Annotated in this window: 16 protein-coding genes; 2 read left to right on the top strand and 14 right to left on the bottom strand. The window is 60.8% G+C overall.

What is annotated here, in order from left to right; all coding sequences use genetic code 11:
• Positions 1-4: 4 nt before the first annotated feature.
• The 3 genes from BW978_RS19420 to BW978_RS19430 all read right to left on the bottom strand — a co-directional run bounded on the left by BW978_RS19420 (position 5) and on the right by BW978_RS19430 (position 3,260).
• A complete protein-coding gene (locus BW978_RS19420) occupies positions 5-964 on the bottom strand; it encodes a carbohydrate ABC transporter permease (RefSeq protein ID WP_076397490.1) in 960 nt (319 codons plus the stop codon).
• Entirely contained in the window at positions 957-1,859 is a 903-nt protein-coding gene (locus BW978_RS19425; RefSeq protein WP_076397491.1) for a carbohydrate ABC transporter permease, read from the bottom strand. The genes BW978_RS19420 and BW978_RS19425 overlap by 8 nt, the downstream gene beginning before the upstream one ends.
• 165 nt (positions 1,860-2,024) lie before the next feature.
• The gene (locus BW978_RS19430) at positions 2,025-3,260 is read right to left on the bottom strand and encodes an ABC transporter substrate-binding protein (protein WP_076397492.1); all 1,236 of its coding nucleotides are present in this window, start codon (positions 3,258-3,260) and stop codon (positions 2,025-2,027) included.
• A 449-nt stretch (positions 3,261-3,709) separates the two neighbouring features.
• Between BW978_RS19430 and BW978_RS19435 the strand changes: the two genes are divergently transcribed.
• Positions 3,710-4,747, top strand: a complete 1,038-nt coding sequence (locus BW978_RS19435) for a LacI family transcriptional regulator (protein WP_076397493.1) — start codon at positions 3,710-3,712, stop codon at positions 4,745-4,747.
• A 41-nt stretch (positions 4,748-4,788) separates the two neighbouring features.
• Here BW978_RS19435 and BW978_RS19440 read toward each other — a convergent pair whose 3' ends face one another.
• From BW978_RS19440 to ccoN, 11 genes are all read right to left on the bottom strand, one after another.
• The gene (locus tag BW978_RS19440) at positions 4,789-5,967 is read right to left on the bottom strand and encodes a GGDEF domain-containing protein (RefSeq protein WP_076397494.1); all 1,179 of its coding nucleotides are present in this window, start codon (positions 5,965-5,967) and stop codon (positions 4,789-4,791) included.
• Between the two features lie 119 nt (positions 5,968-6,086).
• Complete coding sequence (locus BW978_RS19445) at positions 6,087-6,938, bottom strand: MBL fold metallo-hydrolase (protein ID WP_076397495.1); 852 nt, start codon at positions 6,936-6,938, stop codon at positions 6,087-6,089.
• 75 nt (positions 6,939-7,013) lie between these two features.
• Positions 7,014-8,435 (bottom strand): NADP-dependent phosphogluconate dehydrogenase, encoded by a 1,422-nt coding sequence (gene gndA, locus BW978_RS19450; protein ID WP_076397652.1) that lies wholly within the window; start codon positions 8,433-8,435, stop codon positions 7,014-7,016.
• A gap of 96 nt (positions 8,436-8,531) precedes the next feature.
• On the bottom strand, positions 8,532-8,687 hold the full coding sequence (ccoS, locus tag BW978_RS19455; protein WP_076397496.1) for a cbb3-type cytochrome oxidase assembly protein CcoS: 156 nt from the start codon (positions 8,685-8,687) through the stop codon (positions 8,532-8,534).
• Positions 8,684-10,993 carry a cation-translocating P-type ATPase gene (locus BW978_RS19460; RefSeq protein WP_139330608.1) on the bottom strand — a complete coding sequence of 770 codons (2,310 nt, stop codon included), beginning with the start codon at positions 10,991-10,993 and terminating at the stop codon, positions 8,684-8,686. The genes ccoS and BW978_RS19460 overlap by 4 nt, the downstream gene beginning before the upstream one ends.
• A 2-nt stretch (positions 10,994-10,995) precedes the next feature.
• The gene (locus BW978_RS19465; RefSeq protein ID WP_076397497.1) at positions 10,996-11,484 is read right to left on the bottom strand and encodes a FixH family protein; all 489 of its coding nucleotides are present in this window, start codon (positions 11,482-11,484) and stop codon (positions 10,996-10,998) included.
• Positions 11,481-13,067 (bottom strand): cytochrome c oxidase accessory protein CcoG, encoded by a 1,587-nt coding sequence (ccoG, locus tag BW978_RS19470; RefSeq protein WP_076397498.1) that lies wholly within the window; start codon positions 13,065-13,067, stop codon positions 11,481-11,483. Before ccoG ends, BW978_RS19465 begins: the two co-directional genes overlap by 4 nt.
• Before the next feature lie 169 nt (positions 13,068-13,236).
• Complete coding sequence (ccoP, locus tag BW978_RS19475; protein WP_076397499.1) at positions 13,237-14,103, bottom strand: cytochrome-c oxidase, cbb3-type subunit III; 867 nt, start codon at positions 14,101-14,103, stop codon at positions 13,237-13,239.
• A gap of 3 nt (positions 14,104-14,106) precedes the next feature.
• Positions 14,107-14,259 (bottom strand): CcoQ/FixQ family Cbb3-type cytochrome c oxidase assembly chaperone, encoded by a 153-nt coding sequence (locus tag BW978_RS19480; protein ID WP_054149709.1) that lies wholly within the window; start codon positions 14,257-14,259, stop codon positions 14,107-14,109.
• 10 nt (positions 14,260-14,269) lie between these two features.
• Positions 14,270-15,001, bottom strand: coding sequence for a cytochrome-c oxidase, cbb3-type subunit II (gene ccoO / locus BW978_RS19485; RefSeq protein ID WP_076397500.1), 732 nt, complete (start codon positions 14,999-15,001; stop codon positions 14,270-14,272).
• 14 nt (positions 15,002-15,015) lie between these two features.
• Positions 15,016-16,659 carry a cytochrome-c oxidase, cbb3-type subunit I gene (ccoN, locus tag BW978_RS19490; RefSeq protein ID WP_076397501.1) on the bottom strand — a complete coding sequence of 548 codons (1,644 nt, stop codon included), beginning with the start codon at positions 16,657-16,659 and terminating at the stop codon, positions 15,016-15,018.
• A gap of 276 nt (positions 16,660-16,935) precedes the next feature.
• Here ccoN and BW978_RS19495 point away from each other — a divergent pair, with 276 nt between their 5' ends.
• Positions 16,936-17,433, top strand: coding sequence for a hemerythrin domain-containing protein (locus BW978_RS19495; RefSeq protein ID WP_076397502.1), 498 nt, complete (start codon positions 16,936-16,938; stop codon positions 17,431-17,433).
• Positions 17,434-17,462 lie beyond the last annotated feature (29 nt).

The following is a 17,462-nucleotide window of genomic DNA, read 5'->3' on the forward strand; positions in this document are numbered from 1 at the left end:
GAGCTTAACCCTTGACTGCGCCGGCGGCGATGCCCCGGACGAACAGGCGTCCGGAAATGAAGTAGACGATGAGCGGCACAGCGCCGGTGAGCAATGTTGCGGCCATGTTGACGTTGTATTCCTTCACGCCCTGGACCGAGTTGACGATGTTGTTGAGCTGTACCGTCATCGGGTAATATTCCGGTCGGGTGAACACGACGCCGAACAGGAAGTCGTTCCAGATGCCGGTGATCTGCAGGATCATGGCGACCACGAAGATCGGCAGCGACATGGGCAGCATGATCCTGAGATAGATCTGCCAGAACCCTGCCCCATCGATACGGGCGGCCTTGAACAGCTCTTCCGGCAGCGAGGTGAAGTAGTTGCGGAAGAGCAGCGTGAGGATCGGCATGCCGAAGATGGTGTGCACGAGCACGAGACCCGTGAGCGTGCCGTAGATGCCCATTTCCCTGAGCACGATGACGATCGGGTAGATCATCACCTGATAGGGAATGAAGGCGCCGATGATCAGGATCGTGAAGAACAGTTCCGCACCCTTGAAGCGCCAGTTGGCGAGCGCGTAGCCATTGACCGAGGCGATCAGGATGGAGATCAGCGTCGACGGCACGGTGATGCGCACGGAATTCCAGAAGCCGCGCGAAAGACCATCACAGTTGAGACCGGTGCAGGCGGTCGCCCAGGCCTTGACCCAGGGCTCGAAGGTGATCTCCATCGGCGGCGAGAAGATATTGCCGAGACGGATCTCCGGCATGCCCTTCAGCGATGTGACGATCATCACGTAGAGCGGGATCAGATAGTAGATCGCAAAGAAGATCAGCGACCCATAGAGCATAATGTTGCGACCCGAGAAGGTGCGCTTAGGCTTGGCCCCGCGTGGGCCCGACCCGACATGATCGGAGCCAACCTGATGTGAGACCGCATCGAAACCGGCAGCAGTGGTGTTGAGGGAACCGGGATTAGCCACGCTTCTTTCCTCCGAATTCGAGATAGGCCCAGGGGATGATGATGATCGCGACCGTCAGCAGCATCATGGTCGATGCGGCAAAGCCCTGACCGAGATTCTGCGCCTGGAACATGTAGTCGTAGACGTATTTTGCAGGGACTTCGGAGGCGATACCGGGGCCGCCGCTGGTCTGGGCGACGACGAGGTCGTAGAGGCGGACGATGCCGGATGTGATGATGACCAGCGTGGTGATGAAGACCGGGCGCATCATCGGAATGATGATGAAGAGGTAGGTCTTCCACATGGGAATGCCGTCGACGCGCGAGGCCTTCCAGATGTCTTCGTCGATGCCACGCAGACCCGCGAGCAACAGGCACATCACCAACCCCGTTCCCTGCCAGAGGCCGGCGATCAGGATGCCGTAGATGACGATCTCCGAATTGTAGAGCGGGTTGAAGGTGAAGGTCTCCCAGCCCAACGACCGCACGATCGACTGCACCCCGAAATCCGGGTTGAGGATCCATTGCCAGACGAGACCGGTAACGATGAAGGACAGCGCGAAGGGATAGAGAAAGATCGTGCGGAAGGCGTTCTCGAAGCGGATCTTCTGATCCATCAGCGCTGCCAGCAAGAACCCGATCACGATCGAGAAGATCAGCGAGAGAATGCCGTAGATCGCCAGGTTCTGGATCGAAATGATCCATCGCGGCGCATCCCACAGGCGTTCATACTGCTCGAAGCCGACGAAATTGGCGCGCGGCAGAAGCCTGGAATTGGTGAAGGAATAGACGACCGTCCAGATAGTCCCCCCAAGGAAGATGACCATTGCGGTCAGCACCATTGGAATGGACGCGATCTTGGCGTTCAGATTGCGAAACAGCTTGTTGGGTCGACCAGCATGCGACGGGCTCGCCATGGGTCAGTCCTCCTCGTCCTGGACACGGGTGCTCGTACCAAGGCCATCACGCTGAAAACACACGCTTCCCGCACGCAGCCGGCACACGGGCGCGGACGCCCTACCCCGGTCGAAAATGGCCTGCGTCCAGCCAGGGCAGCCCCTGGCTGGACAGGTCACCCGCGATTAATCAGCGGAAGCGATGATGTCGGCGAAGCGCTTCTGCGCATCTTCGACGGTCATGGACGGATTGGCGAAGAACTCGGAGAAGAGGTCTTCCTTCTGCTTCTGACTATCGGCAGAAAGCAGTTGGTCGGTGCCCTGGATGACATTGCCCTTGGCGAGAATGTCGAGGCCCTTCTTCATGCAGTCGTTGGCAGCGGCGAGATCGACGTCACCGCGAACCGGCAATGAACCCTTCTTCAGGTTGAACGCAACCTGTGTTGCAGGCGCAACCAGGGTGGCGGCAAGAACGTCCTGTGCAGCAGACTTTTCTTCGTCATCGAGAACGGGGAAGTAGAATGCGTCACCGCCGGTCGAGATGATCTCGTTCACGCCGAGGCCCGGTAGGCAGGTGTAGTCCGTACCCGCAACCTGACCGGCGAGTGCGAATTCGCCCTGTGCCCAGTCACCCATGATCTGGCCGCCGGCCTTGCCGGTGATGACCAGATTGGTGGCCTGGTTCCAATCCTGAACATTGGAGCCCTTGGACATTTTGCGCGCATCGTCGGCAGCTGCGAACACCTTGGCGATCTCAGGACCGGCTGCGACGTCCGCATCCTTGTCCTTGAACACCTTTTCGAAGGTTTCCTTGCCGGCGATGGCGACCATCAGAACGTCGAAGGCCCCAGCCGACTGCCACGGCTGACCACCGACGGCGAGCGGAATGATGCCCTTGGCTTCAAGCGCGGGGGCTGCCGCGACGAATTCGTCCCAGTTCTTCGGCACGGCAACGCCGGCCTGTTCGAAGGCGGCGTTGGAAAGCCACAACCACTGCCAGGAGTGGATGTTGACCGGGGCGCAGTAAACCTTGCCGTCGATCGTGCAGCTTTCAAGCAGGCTTGCAGGCTTGATGATATCCTTCCAGCCTTCCTTTTCGGCGACGGCAGTCAGGTCCTTCATCAGCCCGGCTTCGGCCAGTTCCTCGGCCTGGCGGCCGTGGTTGAACTGGGTTGCAGCCATCGGATCACCACCGGTGATGCGGCTGATCATGATCGGGCGGGCGGTACCGCCGGAACCGGCGATAGCGCCGTCGACCCATTTATTGCCGGTGGCGTCGAATGCCTTGGCGAGCTCGGCGACAGCAGCGGCTTCACCGCCCGACGTCCACCAATGGGTTACCTCGAGATCGGTGGCCTGTGCTGCCGCAAACGGCATGACAACAGTAGCGGCCAAAGCTGCCGCAAAGCTACGAAAATTCATGAGTCTCCTCCCTCACTGAAACGTTGCCGGAAAAACTTATGTCAAAGAATTTTGGAGCGCAACCTGTCGGATTGTAAATTTTCCATTACAGCCAAATTTCAGCGCAGGCGTGTGCCTCAGGCGCGTCGTTCAAAACGCTTTGGGTGAGATGGATATTGCGCAGCAGCATGAAAACGATCGTTTCAGGTCCAATGAATTGTCGAACATTTAAGAATAATTTGCTGCATGGGCGTCCAAGGGCGCCCAGATCCGTTGAGGACCACAGGATAAAATGCCGCCTCCCGCCTTGGTTGTATTCCTTCGCAGCGCAGCATGGAAAAGGGCTCGACAAATCGACTGTATCGTTTCAGATTTTTCCTTCACCGCACCGGGAGGAGGTGCCGGTCTCCAGGTTTGCAGGCAGGAAAAAGCCAACTATAAGCGTGACTTGTGCGAGTGACGGGGACGACATGACAGATCAGCAGGGGAGCGGCCTGATGGACCGCCCAGTGGCGACGAAAGAGCGGCCGACGCTCAAGACGATCGCCTTCATGACCGGGCTCGGCATCACCACGGTGTCACGCGCCCTGAAAGATGCGCCCGACATCGGCGCCGAGACCAAGGAACGCGTGCGCATGGTCGCACGTCAGCTCGGCTATCAGCCGAACCGCGCGGGCGTCCGCCTCAGAACCGGCAAGACCAACGTGATCGCACTGGTGCTTGGTATCGACGAGGAAATCCTCGGTTTTTCCAACCAGATGGTTGTCGGCATATCGGAGGTGCTTGCCGGCACGCCCTACCATATCGTCGTGACGCCGCATGCGCATACCAAGGATCCGATGCTGCCCGTGCGGTACATCCTCGAGACCGGTTCTGCCGATGGCGTGATCATTTCACGCACCGAGCCGGATGACGCGCGGGTGCGGCTGCTCACCGAGCAAAACATGCCCTTCGTCACCCATGGACGCACAGCCATGGGCATCGAGCATCCCTATCACGACTTCGACAACGAGACCTTCGCTTACCAGGCGGTCGAACGGCTGGTGAAGCGCGGCCGCAAGCGCATCGCGCTTCTGCCGCCGCCGAGCAAGCTCACCTATTACAAGCATACCTTCGACGGCTTCATGCGCGGCCTCAAGGCCTTCGGTGCGGAGGAAGTACCGCTTCACATCAACATCGACGCGTCGCTTGGACAGATCCGCACGGCAGTCGAGGATCTGATGCGAGGACCGGATGCGCCGGACGGCTTGATCTCCTCTTCCGGCAGCAGCGCGATTGCCGCCAATGCCGGCATCGAAGCGGCCGGCAAGCGGGTTGGCGTCGAGATCGACCTGGTGGCAAAACAAGGGACGCCGATCCTGAACTGGATTCGCCCCGACATCATCGCCGTCTACGAGGATGTACGCCAATCGGGCCGAGAACTCGCCAAGGCGGTGATCGCCAGGATCGACGGCGTCGACCCTGGGCTGCTGCAGAGCATCACCGAGCCGCGCTGGGAACAGTCATGACGTCTGCAGGCGCCGATCACCCGGCCGCACGCTTGGGATAATCAGGCGTAGGATGGGCGCTGGCCATCGTCCCAGACCACGACCGAATTGCGGCCGTTGACCTTGGCGGCATGCAGAGCCGCGTCCGCCCGCTTCAGCAATTCGTCCGCCGTCACCTGCAATGCCCCATGGGCGACGCCGACGCTGACCGTCACCGGCACGAGTTCGCCACCGAGGAAGAACATCTGCTGCTCTACACTGTCATGGATGATATGGCCGAGCTTCTCGGCCTCCTCGATCTTGCAGAAGGGTACATAGGCGGCAAACTCTGCACCCGCCAGACGGCCGAGCAAGGCGTGCTCGGGCAGTTCGCGCAGGATCAACTCAGCGCAGGTCTTCAACACCTCGTCACCGCCGGAATGGCCGTATTGGTCGTTGATCCGCTTCACATGGTCGACGTCGACATAGAGGAAGGCCCCCTCGCCGCGCACCTTGGTCGAGAGCGTTTGCAGCATATCGAGAAAGGTGAAGCGATTGGCAAGGCCGGTCAGCGTGTCCGTCGCGGCCGACCAGTGATGTTCCACCAGCAGGCGGTCGCGCACCAGAAGGAAGATCGAGAGCGGCGCGATCACGGCATGCACGAAGATCGCGAACACCACGAGGGTCAGCCAGAGAGGCCCGGAGCCGACGACATCGGAGGCGTTAAACGGCCAGACATAGGCCACAAGAGCCGCGATGAGCAGAACCACAGCCAGGGCCGCAAACCAGAGATAAGCAAAGGGACGGTTGGAAAGTCGCTCTTCGACTTCGGACGACTTCAGCTCCCAGGCAGCCAATCCGGTATAGATCGCGCCGACAACGGCGGCGACCAGGAAACGGGCCGTCACGTCGTCCTGCAAAAGGGGCGCAGACGCCGCCAGCAGGAAAAAGGCAAGCGGCCCCACGGCGGCGAGCTTCAGATCAAGCGCCCGGTGATCGAAGGCCCGCATGCCCTGCCAGGCAAGTGCCGCGCCCGACAGGATGAGCGTCTGAGCGAGGACAACCGTGATCAGTCCGTGGCCGCCATCCGAGAAGGCCGAGAGCAATGCACCGAGCGCCGCAAGCCCGGATGCCGCGGAAAATAGCAAGAATTCGTTTCGATTCGGCTCCTCCCGCCAATGTCGCGCATAAAGCGCAGCAAAGACCGCCAGAACTGCAAATGCGCCGAGCGCCAGTGTAGATAAATTAACGGATACCATCATGAATCGCCTGAAATACGCGCGGAATCGTTAACCGCTCCGGCACGCTAGGCGACAGGCGTTAACTACAAGGTAAACGAAAGCATAGGATTTTAGCAAAATCGGCGGGCGGTCGCCGTCATTCACAAGGCAATTGCGAGGCCATCGCGACCGATGACGAGCGCTCCGGTCCAATGCGGCGCGGTGGCCGCTCGCCAGTCGTCCTCGGTAAAGGCGGGATCATCGGCCGGAATGAGATGGTTGAGCACGAGCATGCCGACGCTAGCCTTCGTTGCAATCTGAGCTGCATCCGCAGCGAAACTGTGCGAGGCGACGAGATGCTCGCGCAGACGAGCACCGTTTCCGGTTCGCCTGACAATACTGTCCAGCCCCTCCGGCAACATGGCCTCATGCACGAGGATGTCGGCCCCGCGGGCAAAGTCGACAAGCGGCGGGAACGGCGCGGTATCGGCGGAAAAGACGAGTGTCTTATCTGGATGGCAGATCTTCAGCGCAAAACACTCCGTCACTGGCGGATGGTCGACGCGCAGTGCCTCAACAACCAGATCCCCCGACCGGAAGATTTCACCCGGACCATATTCGACAATTTCGACGAGGCCCGCGAGATCGGGGCGCCCCTCGTCGGCGATCCGTATTTCGATGTCGTAGGCGAGCGAGGCGAGGAATCCCGTCCAGACGTTTCGCGTACCCTTGGGACCATAGACTGTGACGGAATGGTCTAACCCAGTCGTCCAGGCGGTGTGGAGGAGCGGCCCGAGCTCCAGCACATGGTCGGAATGCAGATGGGTGATGAAGACGAGGTCGAGTTCCTTCAGCGACATGCCCGTCTCGACCAGGCCTCTCGATACGCCAAGCCCACAATCGATGACGATCCGGCGCCCGGACAGGTCAAGCAGCATCGATGTCGGATTGGGGCCACCCGGACGGATGGCGGGGCCGCCTTTGGTGCCGAGAAGCGTAAGCCTGTCTGTCATGATCTGCCCCCAATGAAAAAGAGGCCCGACATCGCGGGATATCGGGCCTCGAACTGCAAGACGTTACAGGATCGCTCAGAACTGGCCGGCCCAGGGGCCGTGATGGATGTCCTTGCCGTCGAGACGGTCGAAGCCATGCGCGCCGAAGAAATCGCGCTGCGCCTGGATGAGGTTCGCCGTGCCACGACCGCGACGATAGGTGTCGAAGTAGGAAAGCGCCGAGGCGATCGCTGGAACCGGAAGGCCCGAGAGTGCGGCATGGGCAACGACGCGGCGCAGCGCCCCATCGGTTTCCTTGACCATCTGGGCAAAGGCCGGCGTCACCACGAGGTTCGGCACGTTCGGGTCCTTGGTGAAGGCCGAGGTGATCTCGTCGAGGAACTGCGAACGGATGATGCAGCCGGCGCGCCAGATACGAGCGATCGTCGGCATCGGCAGCGACCAGTTGAACTCTTCCGACGCCGAAGACATCACGGCGAACCCTTGCGCATAGGCCGCGATCTTGGCGGCGAGCAGCGCGTTTTCGAGATCGGCGATGAAGGCGGCCTTGTCTGCTGGTGCTGCGGCAAGTGCCGGCAGTCCGAACAGCTTTTCGGCAGCCATGCGTTCTTCACGCAGTGAAGAGAGGACACGGCCAGCAACGGCGGCCTCGATACCGGAGGCGGTAACCGCAAGGTTCTGTGCTTCGATGGCCGACCACTTGCCAGTGCCCTTCTGGCCGGCGGAATCGACGATCACGTCGACCATCGGCTTGCCGGTTTCCGGATCGGTCGCCTTCAGCACCTTCTCTGTGATTTCGATCAGGTAGGAGTTAAGGCGACCCTTGTTCCACTCTCCGAAGATCTCGCCAATCTCGGGCGCCGACAGGCTCAGGCCGTCCCGCAGGATACCGTAGACCTCGGCAATCATCTGCATGTCGGCATATTCGATGCCGTTGTGGATCGTCTTGACGAAATGGCCGGCGCCATCGGTGCCGAGCCAGGCGACGCAGGGGTCATCGTTGAACTTGGCGGCAATCGAGGTCAGCACCGGCTCGACGCGCTTCCAGCTCTCTTCCGTGCCGCCGACCATGATCGAAGGGCCGTGGCGGGCGCCTTCCTCACCACCGGACACACCCATGCCGATAAAGGTCACGTCGGTTCCGGCGAGCTTTTCGAAGCGTGCAACCGTATCGCGGAAATTGGCATTGCCGGCATCGATCATGATGTCGTTCTTGGCGAGATGCGGCAGCAGCGCCGCCATCTGCTGGTCGACGGCCTCGCCAGCCTTGATCATGATGATGATCGGGCGCGGCGGGCGAATGGCGGCAACGAACTCTTCGATCGTATGGCAACCGATAATCTGGCCGGCCAGGTCGCCGGCCTCGGCCAGGAACTCGTCCGTTCTTGCAGATGTGCGGTTGAAGACCGCGATCCGATTGCCCTTTTCGGCAATGTTGAGCGCCAGATTGGAGCCCATCACTCCGAGACCGATCAGTCCGATTTCCGCTTGCTGCACGATGTAGCCTCCGCATGCAATTTCATGGATGCGGCTTTCTCGCATCCGCGAAGGCATGCGGCAAGAGTCAAAATTGACCGTTCGGTAAACGCACTATCAAGCGTCCGGCTTGTCGTCCTTGTCCGAGAGGACACGCCATGCGGCGCCATCGAGATCCTCATACTGGCCGCTCTTCAGCGACCAGAGGAAGGCAAAGAGGCCGAGACCGCCGAGGAAAAGTGCGATCGGTATCAAGTAGATCAGCATGTTCATGCGGCGATCCTCGCACCATCAGGGGTTCCAGTCGCGGCGGTGAAGATGGCGGGGTCTGCCAGCGTCTTCTCGTCCAGCGAGAGGCGGTTCAACCGCAAGGCATTGGCAACGACGATGATCGAGGAGGTCGACATTGCGACGGCCGCGATCAGGGGCGTGGCATAACCGAGCAGCGCGATTGGCACGGCAATGACGTTGTAGCCGATGGCGAGGGCAAAGTTCTCGCGAATGAGTCGGCCCGCCCGGCGCGAGGCCTCGATGGCGAAGGGCACGGCTTCGAGCCCGTCGCGCATAAAGACGAAGTCAGCGGCCTGTCGGCCGACATCGGCAGCCGTGGCCGGAGCCATCGAGACATGCGCTGACGAGAGCGCCGGGGCATCGTTGATGCCATCGCCGACCATCAGCACCAGCCGGCCCCGGGCCGACGCCTCGGCGCAGGCTTCGGCCTTGTTCCGTGGCGTGAGGCTAGCGCGCCAGTTGGTGATCCCCAGATCGGCGGCAAGCTTGGCCACCACAGGCGCACGATCGCCCGAGAGGATGCCGAGTTCGAGGCCACCATTCTTCAGCGTCTCGATCGAGGCACGGGCCCGTGGCCGGAGCGTATCTTCGAACAGGAAGGTGGCGCGTTCGATACCGTCGAGAGAGAGGACGACTTCGGAATAGGGCTTGTCGCTGACATCGATCGCCTCGGTCGCACAGGCAAAGCGGCGATTGCCGAGACGCCAAACGCCCTCCACAGCCTCCGCCTCAACGCCAGCGCCCGGCACTTCGCGAACGGTGTCGAAGCCGCGCGGCTGGCCACCATAGGCGGACCACAGCGCCCGCGACAGCGGATGGCGGGAATGGGCGGCAAGACCGGCGGCAACAGCGAAGCCAATCGGCTCGACTTTGGCAACGTCCACTAACTTCGGGCGCCCCAGTGTTAGCGTTCCGGTCTTGTCAAAGGCGACGGCCTCGATCTCGGCAAGCCGCTCCATGGCCGATCCATCCTTGACCATGACGCCTGCCTTGAACAGGCGACCGGCGGCAACAACCTGGACCACCGGCACGGCAAGGCCGAGCGCACAGGGGCAGGTGATGATGAGGACAGCAATCGCGACCATCATCGCGTGTTTCCAGTCGCCGTCATAGAGCCCCCAGCCCATGAAGGCGATGATGGCGAGCAGGTGCACGACCGGCGAATAATACTGAGCTGCGCGGTCAGCGATCCGCCGATAGCGTGCCCTGCCCCCTTCAGCTGCCTCCATCAGGTGAATGATCTCGGAAAGGAACGAGTCCTGCGCCGTAGCTGTCGCCTTGACCGTCAGCGAGCCGGTCAGGCTGAGTGTACCCGCCTGGACGTCGGAGCCCGGGCGGACCGAAACAGGTGCGCTTTCGCCATTGACGATCGACATGTCGAGATCGCTCTCACCGGAGATGACGACACCGTCGACCGGGATCCGATCGCCGGCAGCAATGGACACCTGATCGCCGATGCGGATTTCATCGACCGCGCGATACTCCCGCGAGCCATCGTCGGAAAGCACCATGGCACCACGCGGATTGAGGCGGGCAAGCCCGCTGATTGCGGAGCGCGCCCGGTCACGCATGATGTGATCCAGCGTGCGGCCGATCAAAAGGAAGAAGAGCAGTGAGGCCGTCGCATCGAAATAGGCGTGTTCGCCGTGATGGATGGTCTCCCACAACGAAGCGAAATAGGAGAGCGTGATGCCGATGGCGATCGGCACATCCATGTTGGTGCGCCCATGCTTCAGCGCATTCCAAGCCGATTCGTAGAAGAAGCGGCCGGCATAGATCAGCGCAGGGGCCGCGATCATCGCCGAGATCCAGTGGAAGAGATCGCGTGTCGAGGCATCTGCACCCGACCAGACCGACACGGACAGAAGCATGATGTTCGTAGCAGCGAAGCCCGACACGGCAACCGCACGGACCAGCTGATTGCGCAAGGCGTCAGAGGCTTCTTCTGCGGCTGTGAAGAGATGCGCGGAATAGCCTGTTGTGGCGATAGCGCGCGCGAGGTTCACCGGATCGGTCTCGACCCCGTCGACCGCCTCTTTCCAGACGACGGAAACGCGCTTGGTCGAGAGGTTGACGCGGGCCCGCTCGACTTCCGGCAAGGCTTTGAGCACACCCTCCACTGTCGAGATGCAGGTGCCGCAATGGACCGCGGGCACGCTCATGTCAACCTGCCAGAGGCCGGGCCCGACCGCACGGCTGCAGAGCTTCAGCTCTTCAGGCGACGGCAGGGAGACCCCTGCCCGCTCCATGTCCAGTGCCCCTTCGGTCCCTGCCGCGCAGCAACTCATCGTCATTCTCCCGAAACGGTGATCCGCTTCGCCTCATGCATGATCATCTTGCCGTCTTTGATCGCCTGAATCTCGACGATCCAGCTGCCGGCAAGCACGTCCAGCTCGGCGAGGTAGAGGCCGTCGCCAGCTGGCGTCAGTTGCAATTCGAAATCCTGGGCAGTGCCGACCGGGCGCTTGAAATGGGCGGCGACCGAATCGGCAACGACAGGAGTGTTTTCAGGCAATGTCAGGCGGTAGCGCATGCCCTTGGCATCGACAGAGAGGTCACCCGCAATGCCGGTTGCCAGCATCTCGCGGATGGCGGCAGTCTTGCCGTTGAACTGCTGGCTGGCGACATAGGTGTTCTTCACCACCAGACCGCTCCACGTCGATGTGGCGAGATAGGCCATGGTGAAGTTGACCGTAATGATCGTGCCGAAGAAGGCCAGCATGATCGCCAGCATGTGCCAGCCAGTAAAGGTGAAGGGTTTCTTGGCGTAAGTGCTCATTTCCTGGCTCCCGGCCCCATGAAGACTGCATCATAGATGTCCCGCTCGTCGCCGTCGGCGTCCTGGGCAATGAACTGGAAATTCTGGTTGGCATCGGTGACCTTGTCACCGGCAAGTGTAACGAAGACCTTGAGTGTCGTGGCTTCATCCGGCTCGACCGAGACCGTGAAGGCACGCGACGGCGGCTGGTTGATGCCGTTGATCTTCATCGAGGCATCCGGCAATCCCTCGATCGACACCTCAATGTCGCGGGGGACGGCGATCATGTTCAGAATGCGCACTGTATAGCCGTTGCGGATCGAACCATCGGATTCCAGCACGAATTGCGGATTGCGATCATGCAGGACGTTGACCTCCAGCCGGTCGCGACCAAGAAGCGCAATCAGCATGCCGACACCGACGGCAGTCCAGACTGCCATGTAGAGGAGCGTGCGGGCACGGAAGATCACGCGCCAGTCGAAATGGCGGATCTTGTCGGAGAAGCTGCCATCGGCATTGCGCACCTTGGTCGGATCGATGGAACACGTGCCGCCATTGGTGGCGAGCGCCATATTCGACTGGTACTCGTCGAGGGTGGCGTAGGCGATCAGTCCGCGCGGCTTGCCGATCTTGTCCATGACACCATCACAGGCATCGATGCACAGCGCACAGGTGATGCATTCGAGCTGCTGGCCATCCCTGATATCGATGCCCATGGGACAGACGGCGACGCAGGCATTGCAGTCGACGCAGTCGCCGACCGATTCGCCAGCGGCGACCGCCTTCTTGGCATGGCGCGTCCGCGGCTCACCGCGCCAATCATTATAGGTCACGACCAGTGAGTTCTCGTCGAGCATGGCGGCCTGAATGCGCGGCCACGGGCACATGTAGATGCAGACCTGTTCGCGCATCAGGCCACCGAACACGTAAGTTGTGGCGGTCAGGATGGCGACGGTGATATAGGCAACCGGAGCAGCGTTGCCGGTGAGAAAATCCATGGCAAGCGAAGGCGCATCGGCGAAATAGAAGATCCAGGCACCACCTGTCAGGACGCCGATCAGGATCCAGGTCGCGTGTTTACTGACACGCTTCCAGATCTTGTCGAAGGTCCAGGGCGCCGATTCAAGCTTGATGCGGGCGTTGCGGTCGCCCTCGATGAAACGCTCGACCACCAGAAAGAGATCGACCCAGACCGTCTGCGGACAGGTATAGCCGCACCAGGCACGGCCGACGGCCGAGGTGACGAGAAACAGGCCAAAGCCCGCCATGACGAGCAGGCCTGCGACGAAGAAGAACTCCTGCGGCCAGATCTCGATGAAAAAGAAGTAGAAGCGGCGGTGGGCAATATCGATCAGCACGGCCTGGTCGGGTGCGAATTCGCCACGATCCCAGCGGAGCCAAGGCGTGAGGTAATAAATGCCGAGCGTGATCGCCATGATGATCCACTTGAATCGGCGGAATGCACCTTCGGCACGCTTGGGAAAGATTTTCTTGCGAGCTTCATAGAGCGGACCCCGGCTCTTGGCCGACATCACGGCCTCGGCGTCGAGTCTTTCGACCTCGGGCGCGTCCGGTGCTCGGTGTGGCTCGGAAAGTATGTTCATGGGACGAGAACCTTCTTCTGATGCTCGCCTTGTCCCATCTCGCAGACCAGCTCGCCTTGACTTAAGTCAAGCAGCGGCGAAGCGTCGCAATACATATGGTTTTCATAATATAAAAACAGAAAAGGGCCGCATCATCGGATGCGGCCCAAGCTTTCGGAGGACAGGTCGATTATTCGCCGCCGCCGAGCTGATGCACGTAGACGGTCAGCTGCTTGACAGTGGTGTCGCCCAGGCGCTGGCTCCAAGCGGGCATAGCACCATGGCGCGGCTGGCGTATCTGGGCTGCGATCTGCGCTTCCCCATCGACCTTCAGCCAGATGGCGTCAGCGAGGTTCGGCGCACCAAAATCACGCCCACCCTTTGCATCTTCGCCATGGCAGGATGCGCAGTTCTCGGCAAAGATCTGCTGGCCCGGTTCCACCATCGAGACATCAAGGGGCGTACCGGTCAGGCTGACGACGTAAGCCGCCACCTGCTTGATCTGATCAGCGTCGAGAATGTCGCCATAGGCCGGCATTTCGGAGAACCGGGTATCCGGATCCTGGTCGTAGCGAATGCCGTGGGCGATCGAGGTGTGGATCGCTTCGAGATCACCGCCCCAAAGCCAGTCGTCGTCGTTGAGGTTCGGATAACCGGCGCCACCGGCAGCCCCCGAACCATGGCAAGGCGAGCAGTTGACCTTGAAGGCGGCGGCACCGCCGGCAACGGCAAACTGGGTCAGTTCCTTGTCGGCGATGATCTCTTCGAGCGGCAGGGTCGCGATCTTGTCGAGATAGACCGCCTGCGAAGACTTCGCCGCCGCCAGTTCCTGAGCGACTTCTGCACGGCTCGAATAGCCGAGCAGACCCTTGGTGTTGTCGGTCAGAAGCGGCCAGGCCGGATACATGATCGTGTAGCCGATCGCCCAGACGATGGTCGCGTAGAAGGTATAGACCCACCAGCGCGGCATCGGGTTGTTCAGCTCGCGAATCCCATCCCACTCATGGCCGGTGGTCTCGACGCCGCTGATCTCGTCGATATGTTTCTTGTCTGCCATTGTTCAATCCTCCTTGAGAGGGATGCTGGCCGCGTCGTCGGCAGATTTCTTGCCGCCCGGGCGGAATGTGAAGAGGACGACGCCGACGAAGAACAGAGTCATGGCAAGCAGAGCCCAGCTGTCGGCGAATTGGCGCATGGCGGTATAGGTTTCCATGATGTCCTCCTCAGCGGTAACCGCTTGCGTCGTCATAGGTGGAGAAGTCGACCAGCGTGCCGAGCATCTGCAGATAGGCGACGAGCGCGTCCATCTCTGTCAGCTTGGCAGGATCGCCGTCGAAATCACCGACCTTGGCCTTCGGATAGCGTTCCATGAGGCCTGTCGTATCGGCGTTCGGATCAGCCTGTGCCGTGAGATCGGCTTCGGCCTCTGCAATCATCTCGTCCGTATAGGGGACGGTGACGGTGCGGTTGGCCTGGAGCATCATGCCGATATCAGTGATCTTGAGCGGCGTTTCCTTCAGGAAGGCATAGCCCGGCATGATCGATTCCGGCACCACGTCGCGTGGATTGGTGAGATGCTGGACGTGCCACTCGTTGGAATAGCGGTCGCCGACGCGCGCGAGGTCAGGCCCGGTTCGCTTCGATCCCCATTGGAACGGATGGTCGTACATCGATTCCGCTGCGAGGCTGTAGTGCCCGTAGCGCTCGACCTCGTCCTTGAACGGCCGGATCATCTGGCTGTGACAGACATAGCAGCCTTCACGGATGTAGATGTTGCGACCGGCAAGTTCGAGCGGCGAGTAGGGCCGCATGCCCTCCACCTTTTCGATGGTGTTCTCGAGATAGAAGAGCGGAGCGATTTCAACGATACCGCCGATGGTCACGACCACCAGCGAACCGAGGAAGAGAAGGCTCGCGTTCTTCTCGAGGATTGCGTGTTTATCAAGAATGGACATGTGAGCCTTCCTTCTTATTCAGCAGGCTGCGCGGCAGCAGGCGCGATCGCTCCGGCAATCGGTGCTTCCTGACGCTCGTAGCCGAGAATGGTCATGGCGACGTTGTAGGCCATGATGATGCCGCCCAGGAGATACATGACACCGCCGATTGTGCGCAGCACGTAGTAGGGATGCATGGCAGCGACCGACTCGGCGAAGGAGTAGACCAGGAAGCCCTGATCGTCGTATTCGCGCCACATCAGGCCCTGCTGGATACCGGCGACCCAGAGCACGGCGGCGTAGACCACGATGCCGAGCGTTGCGAGCCAGAAGTGCCAGTTGACCATGCGCATCGAGTAGAGGCGATCGCGATTCCACAGCTTGGGCGTCAGGTAATAGATGGCGCCGAAGGTGATCATGCCGACCCAGCCGAGCGCGCCTGAGTGTACGTGGCCGATGGTCCACTCTGTGTAGTGGCTGAGCGAGTTGACCGCCTTGATCGACATCATCGGACCTTCGAAGGTCGACATGCCGTAGAAGGCGATGGCGATGACCATCATGCGAATGATCGGATCGGTGCGGATCTTGTCCCAGGCGCCGGACAGCGTCATGAGACCGTTGATCATACCACCCCAGGACGGCATCCAGAGCATGATCGAGAACACCATGCCGAGCGTCTGCGCCCAGTCAGGCAGAGCCGTGTAGTGCAGGTGGTGAGGACCTGCCCAGATATACATGAAGATCAGGGCCCAGAAGTGGATGATCGACAGGCGGTAGGAATAGACAGGGCGACCAGCCTGCTTGGGCACGAAGTAGTACATCATGCCGAGGAAGCCGGCCGTCAGGAAGAAGCCGACGGCGTTATGGCCATACCACCACTGGGTCAGCGCATCCTGCACGCCCGAGAAGGCCGAGTAGCTCTTCACGCCAAGGAAGGATACCGGCATCGCCAGGTTGTTGACGATATGCAGCATCGCAATGGTGACGATGAAGGATAGGTAGAACCAGTTCGCCACATAGATATGCGGCTCCTTGCGGTTCAGGATCGTGCCCAAGAAAGTGATCAGATAGGCGACCCAGACCAAGGTCAGCCAGATATCCACATACCATTCCGGCTCGGCATATTCGCGGCCCTGGGTGATACCCAGCAGATAGCCGGTCGCCGCCATGACGATGAAGAACTGGTATCCCCAGAAAACGAACCAGCCGAGATTGCCGCCGAACAGGCGGGCACGCGATGTCCGCTGCACCACATAGAAGGATGTCGCGATCAGCGCATTGCCACCGAAGGCAAAGATAACGGCGGAGGTGTGCAGGGGACGCAAGCGGCCGAAGGTGAACCAAGGCTCGATATAGAGCTGGGGATAGGCCATCTGCAGCGCGACCACCACGCCGACCAGAAAGCCGACGACGCCCCAGAAGACCGTGGCGATGACGCCGTAACGCACCACGTCGTCGAAATACTCCGACTGGCTTGCCTTGGACTGGCCGGAAGAGGAGGAGGATGCCGTGGCCGGTGCAAACTGCATCCGGCGCAGCATGATGATCGTGCCCCCCGCGAGCACGAAGAAGGCGACCCACATATGGGCCGCGAAGAGGCTGTCATGGGCGAAAGCCACCCCGAGCAGCGCGGCGAAGGCGAGTACCGCCATCACCAGTGTCTCTAACGTATAGTTCATTGTTGGTATCCCCCAACGGCTTGCTGATCTCATCGCGGGGGCGTCGCCCTGGGGAAATGCCTCCCGCGTCGAATGCACCAATCGCATTGGGGCCGCCCAGCCACCTTGATCCAAGTCAATGCAGGTCTCTGTAAAATTCGCGAGGCTCGAAGCTGCAATCGGGTTTGCGACCTTCGGACACCAAGGCCGGCACATCGCTTGGGCCACGGCCCGCTCGTGCGTGTCTTGGAGCACTGGGGTTACGCGCGGCGAAAAGCCCCGTTGGAGAAAACGGACATGCTGACGAATATCGAAAACAGCAAGCGGAGTGCGAGCGACACGTGGACGGGCAACCGCCTGCTCGATGCAGGCAAACGCGACCTCGCCTGGCTCTACCGCGCTCACACCGAACAGCTCGCCCTCTGCCGGGAACTGGAAGAGATCGCCGACTCACTGCCGGCCAGCATCAACCGGCAGAAATGCATCTATGCGGCAAAGGCGCTCGGCCCGCTTATCAAGGGCATCCATCACTATGAGGAGACCGTGCTGTTTCCGCAGCTACAGTCGAGCCCCGACGCTACGGACGCCTTGGGACCGACGCTGGAGAGGCTAAAATTCGAGCATTGCGAGGACGAGTGCTTCGCCGAGGAACTGACGGATGCGCTGCTGAAGCTGGGATCCGGAGATCAGGTGAACATGGAGGCCGTCGGCTACATGTTGCGCGGCTTCTTCGAGGGTATCAGACGCCATATCGCCTTCGAGCGCGAGCATCTGCTTCAGGGCGTCACGTATTGATAGAAATGGGGCGGCACGAGCCTCCCGTC

The organism is Rhizobium sp. RU33A (assembly GCF_900156055.1).
Taxonomy (GTDB): domain Bacteria; phylum Pseudomonadota; class Alphaproteobacteria; order Rhizobiales; family Rhizobiaceae; genus Allorhizobium.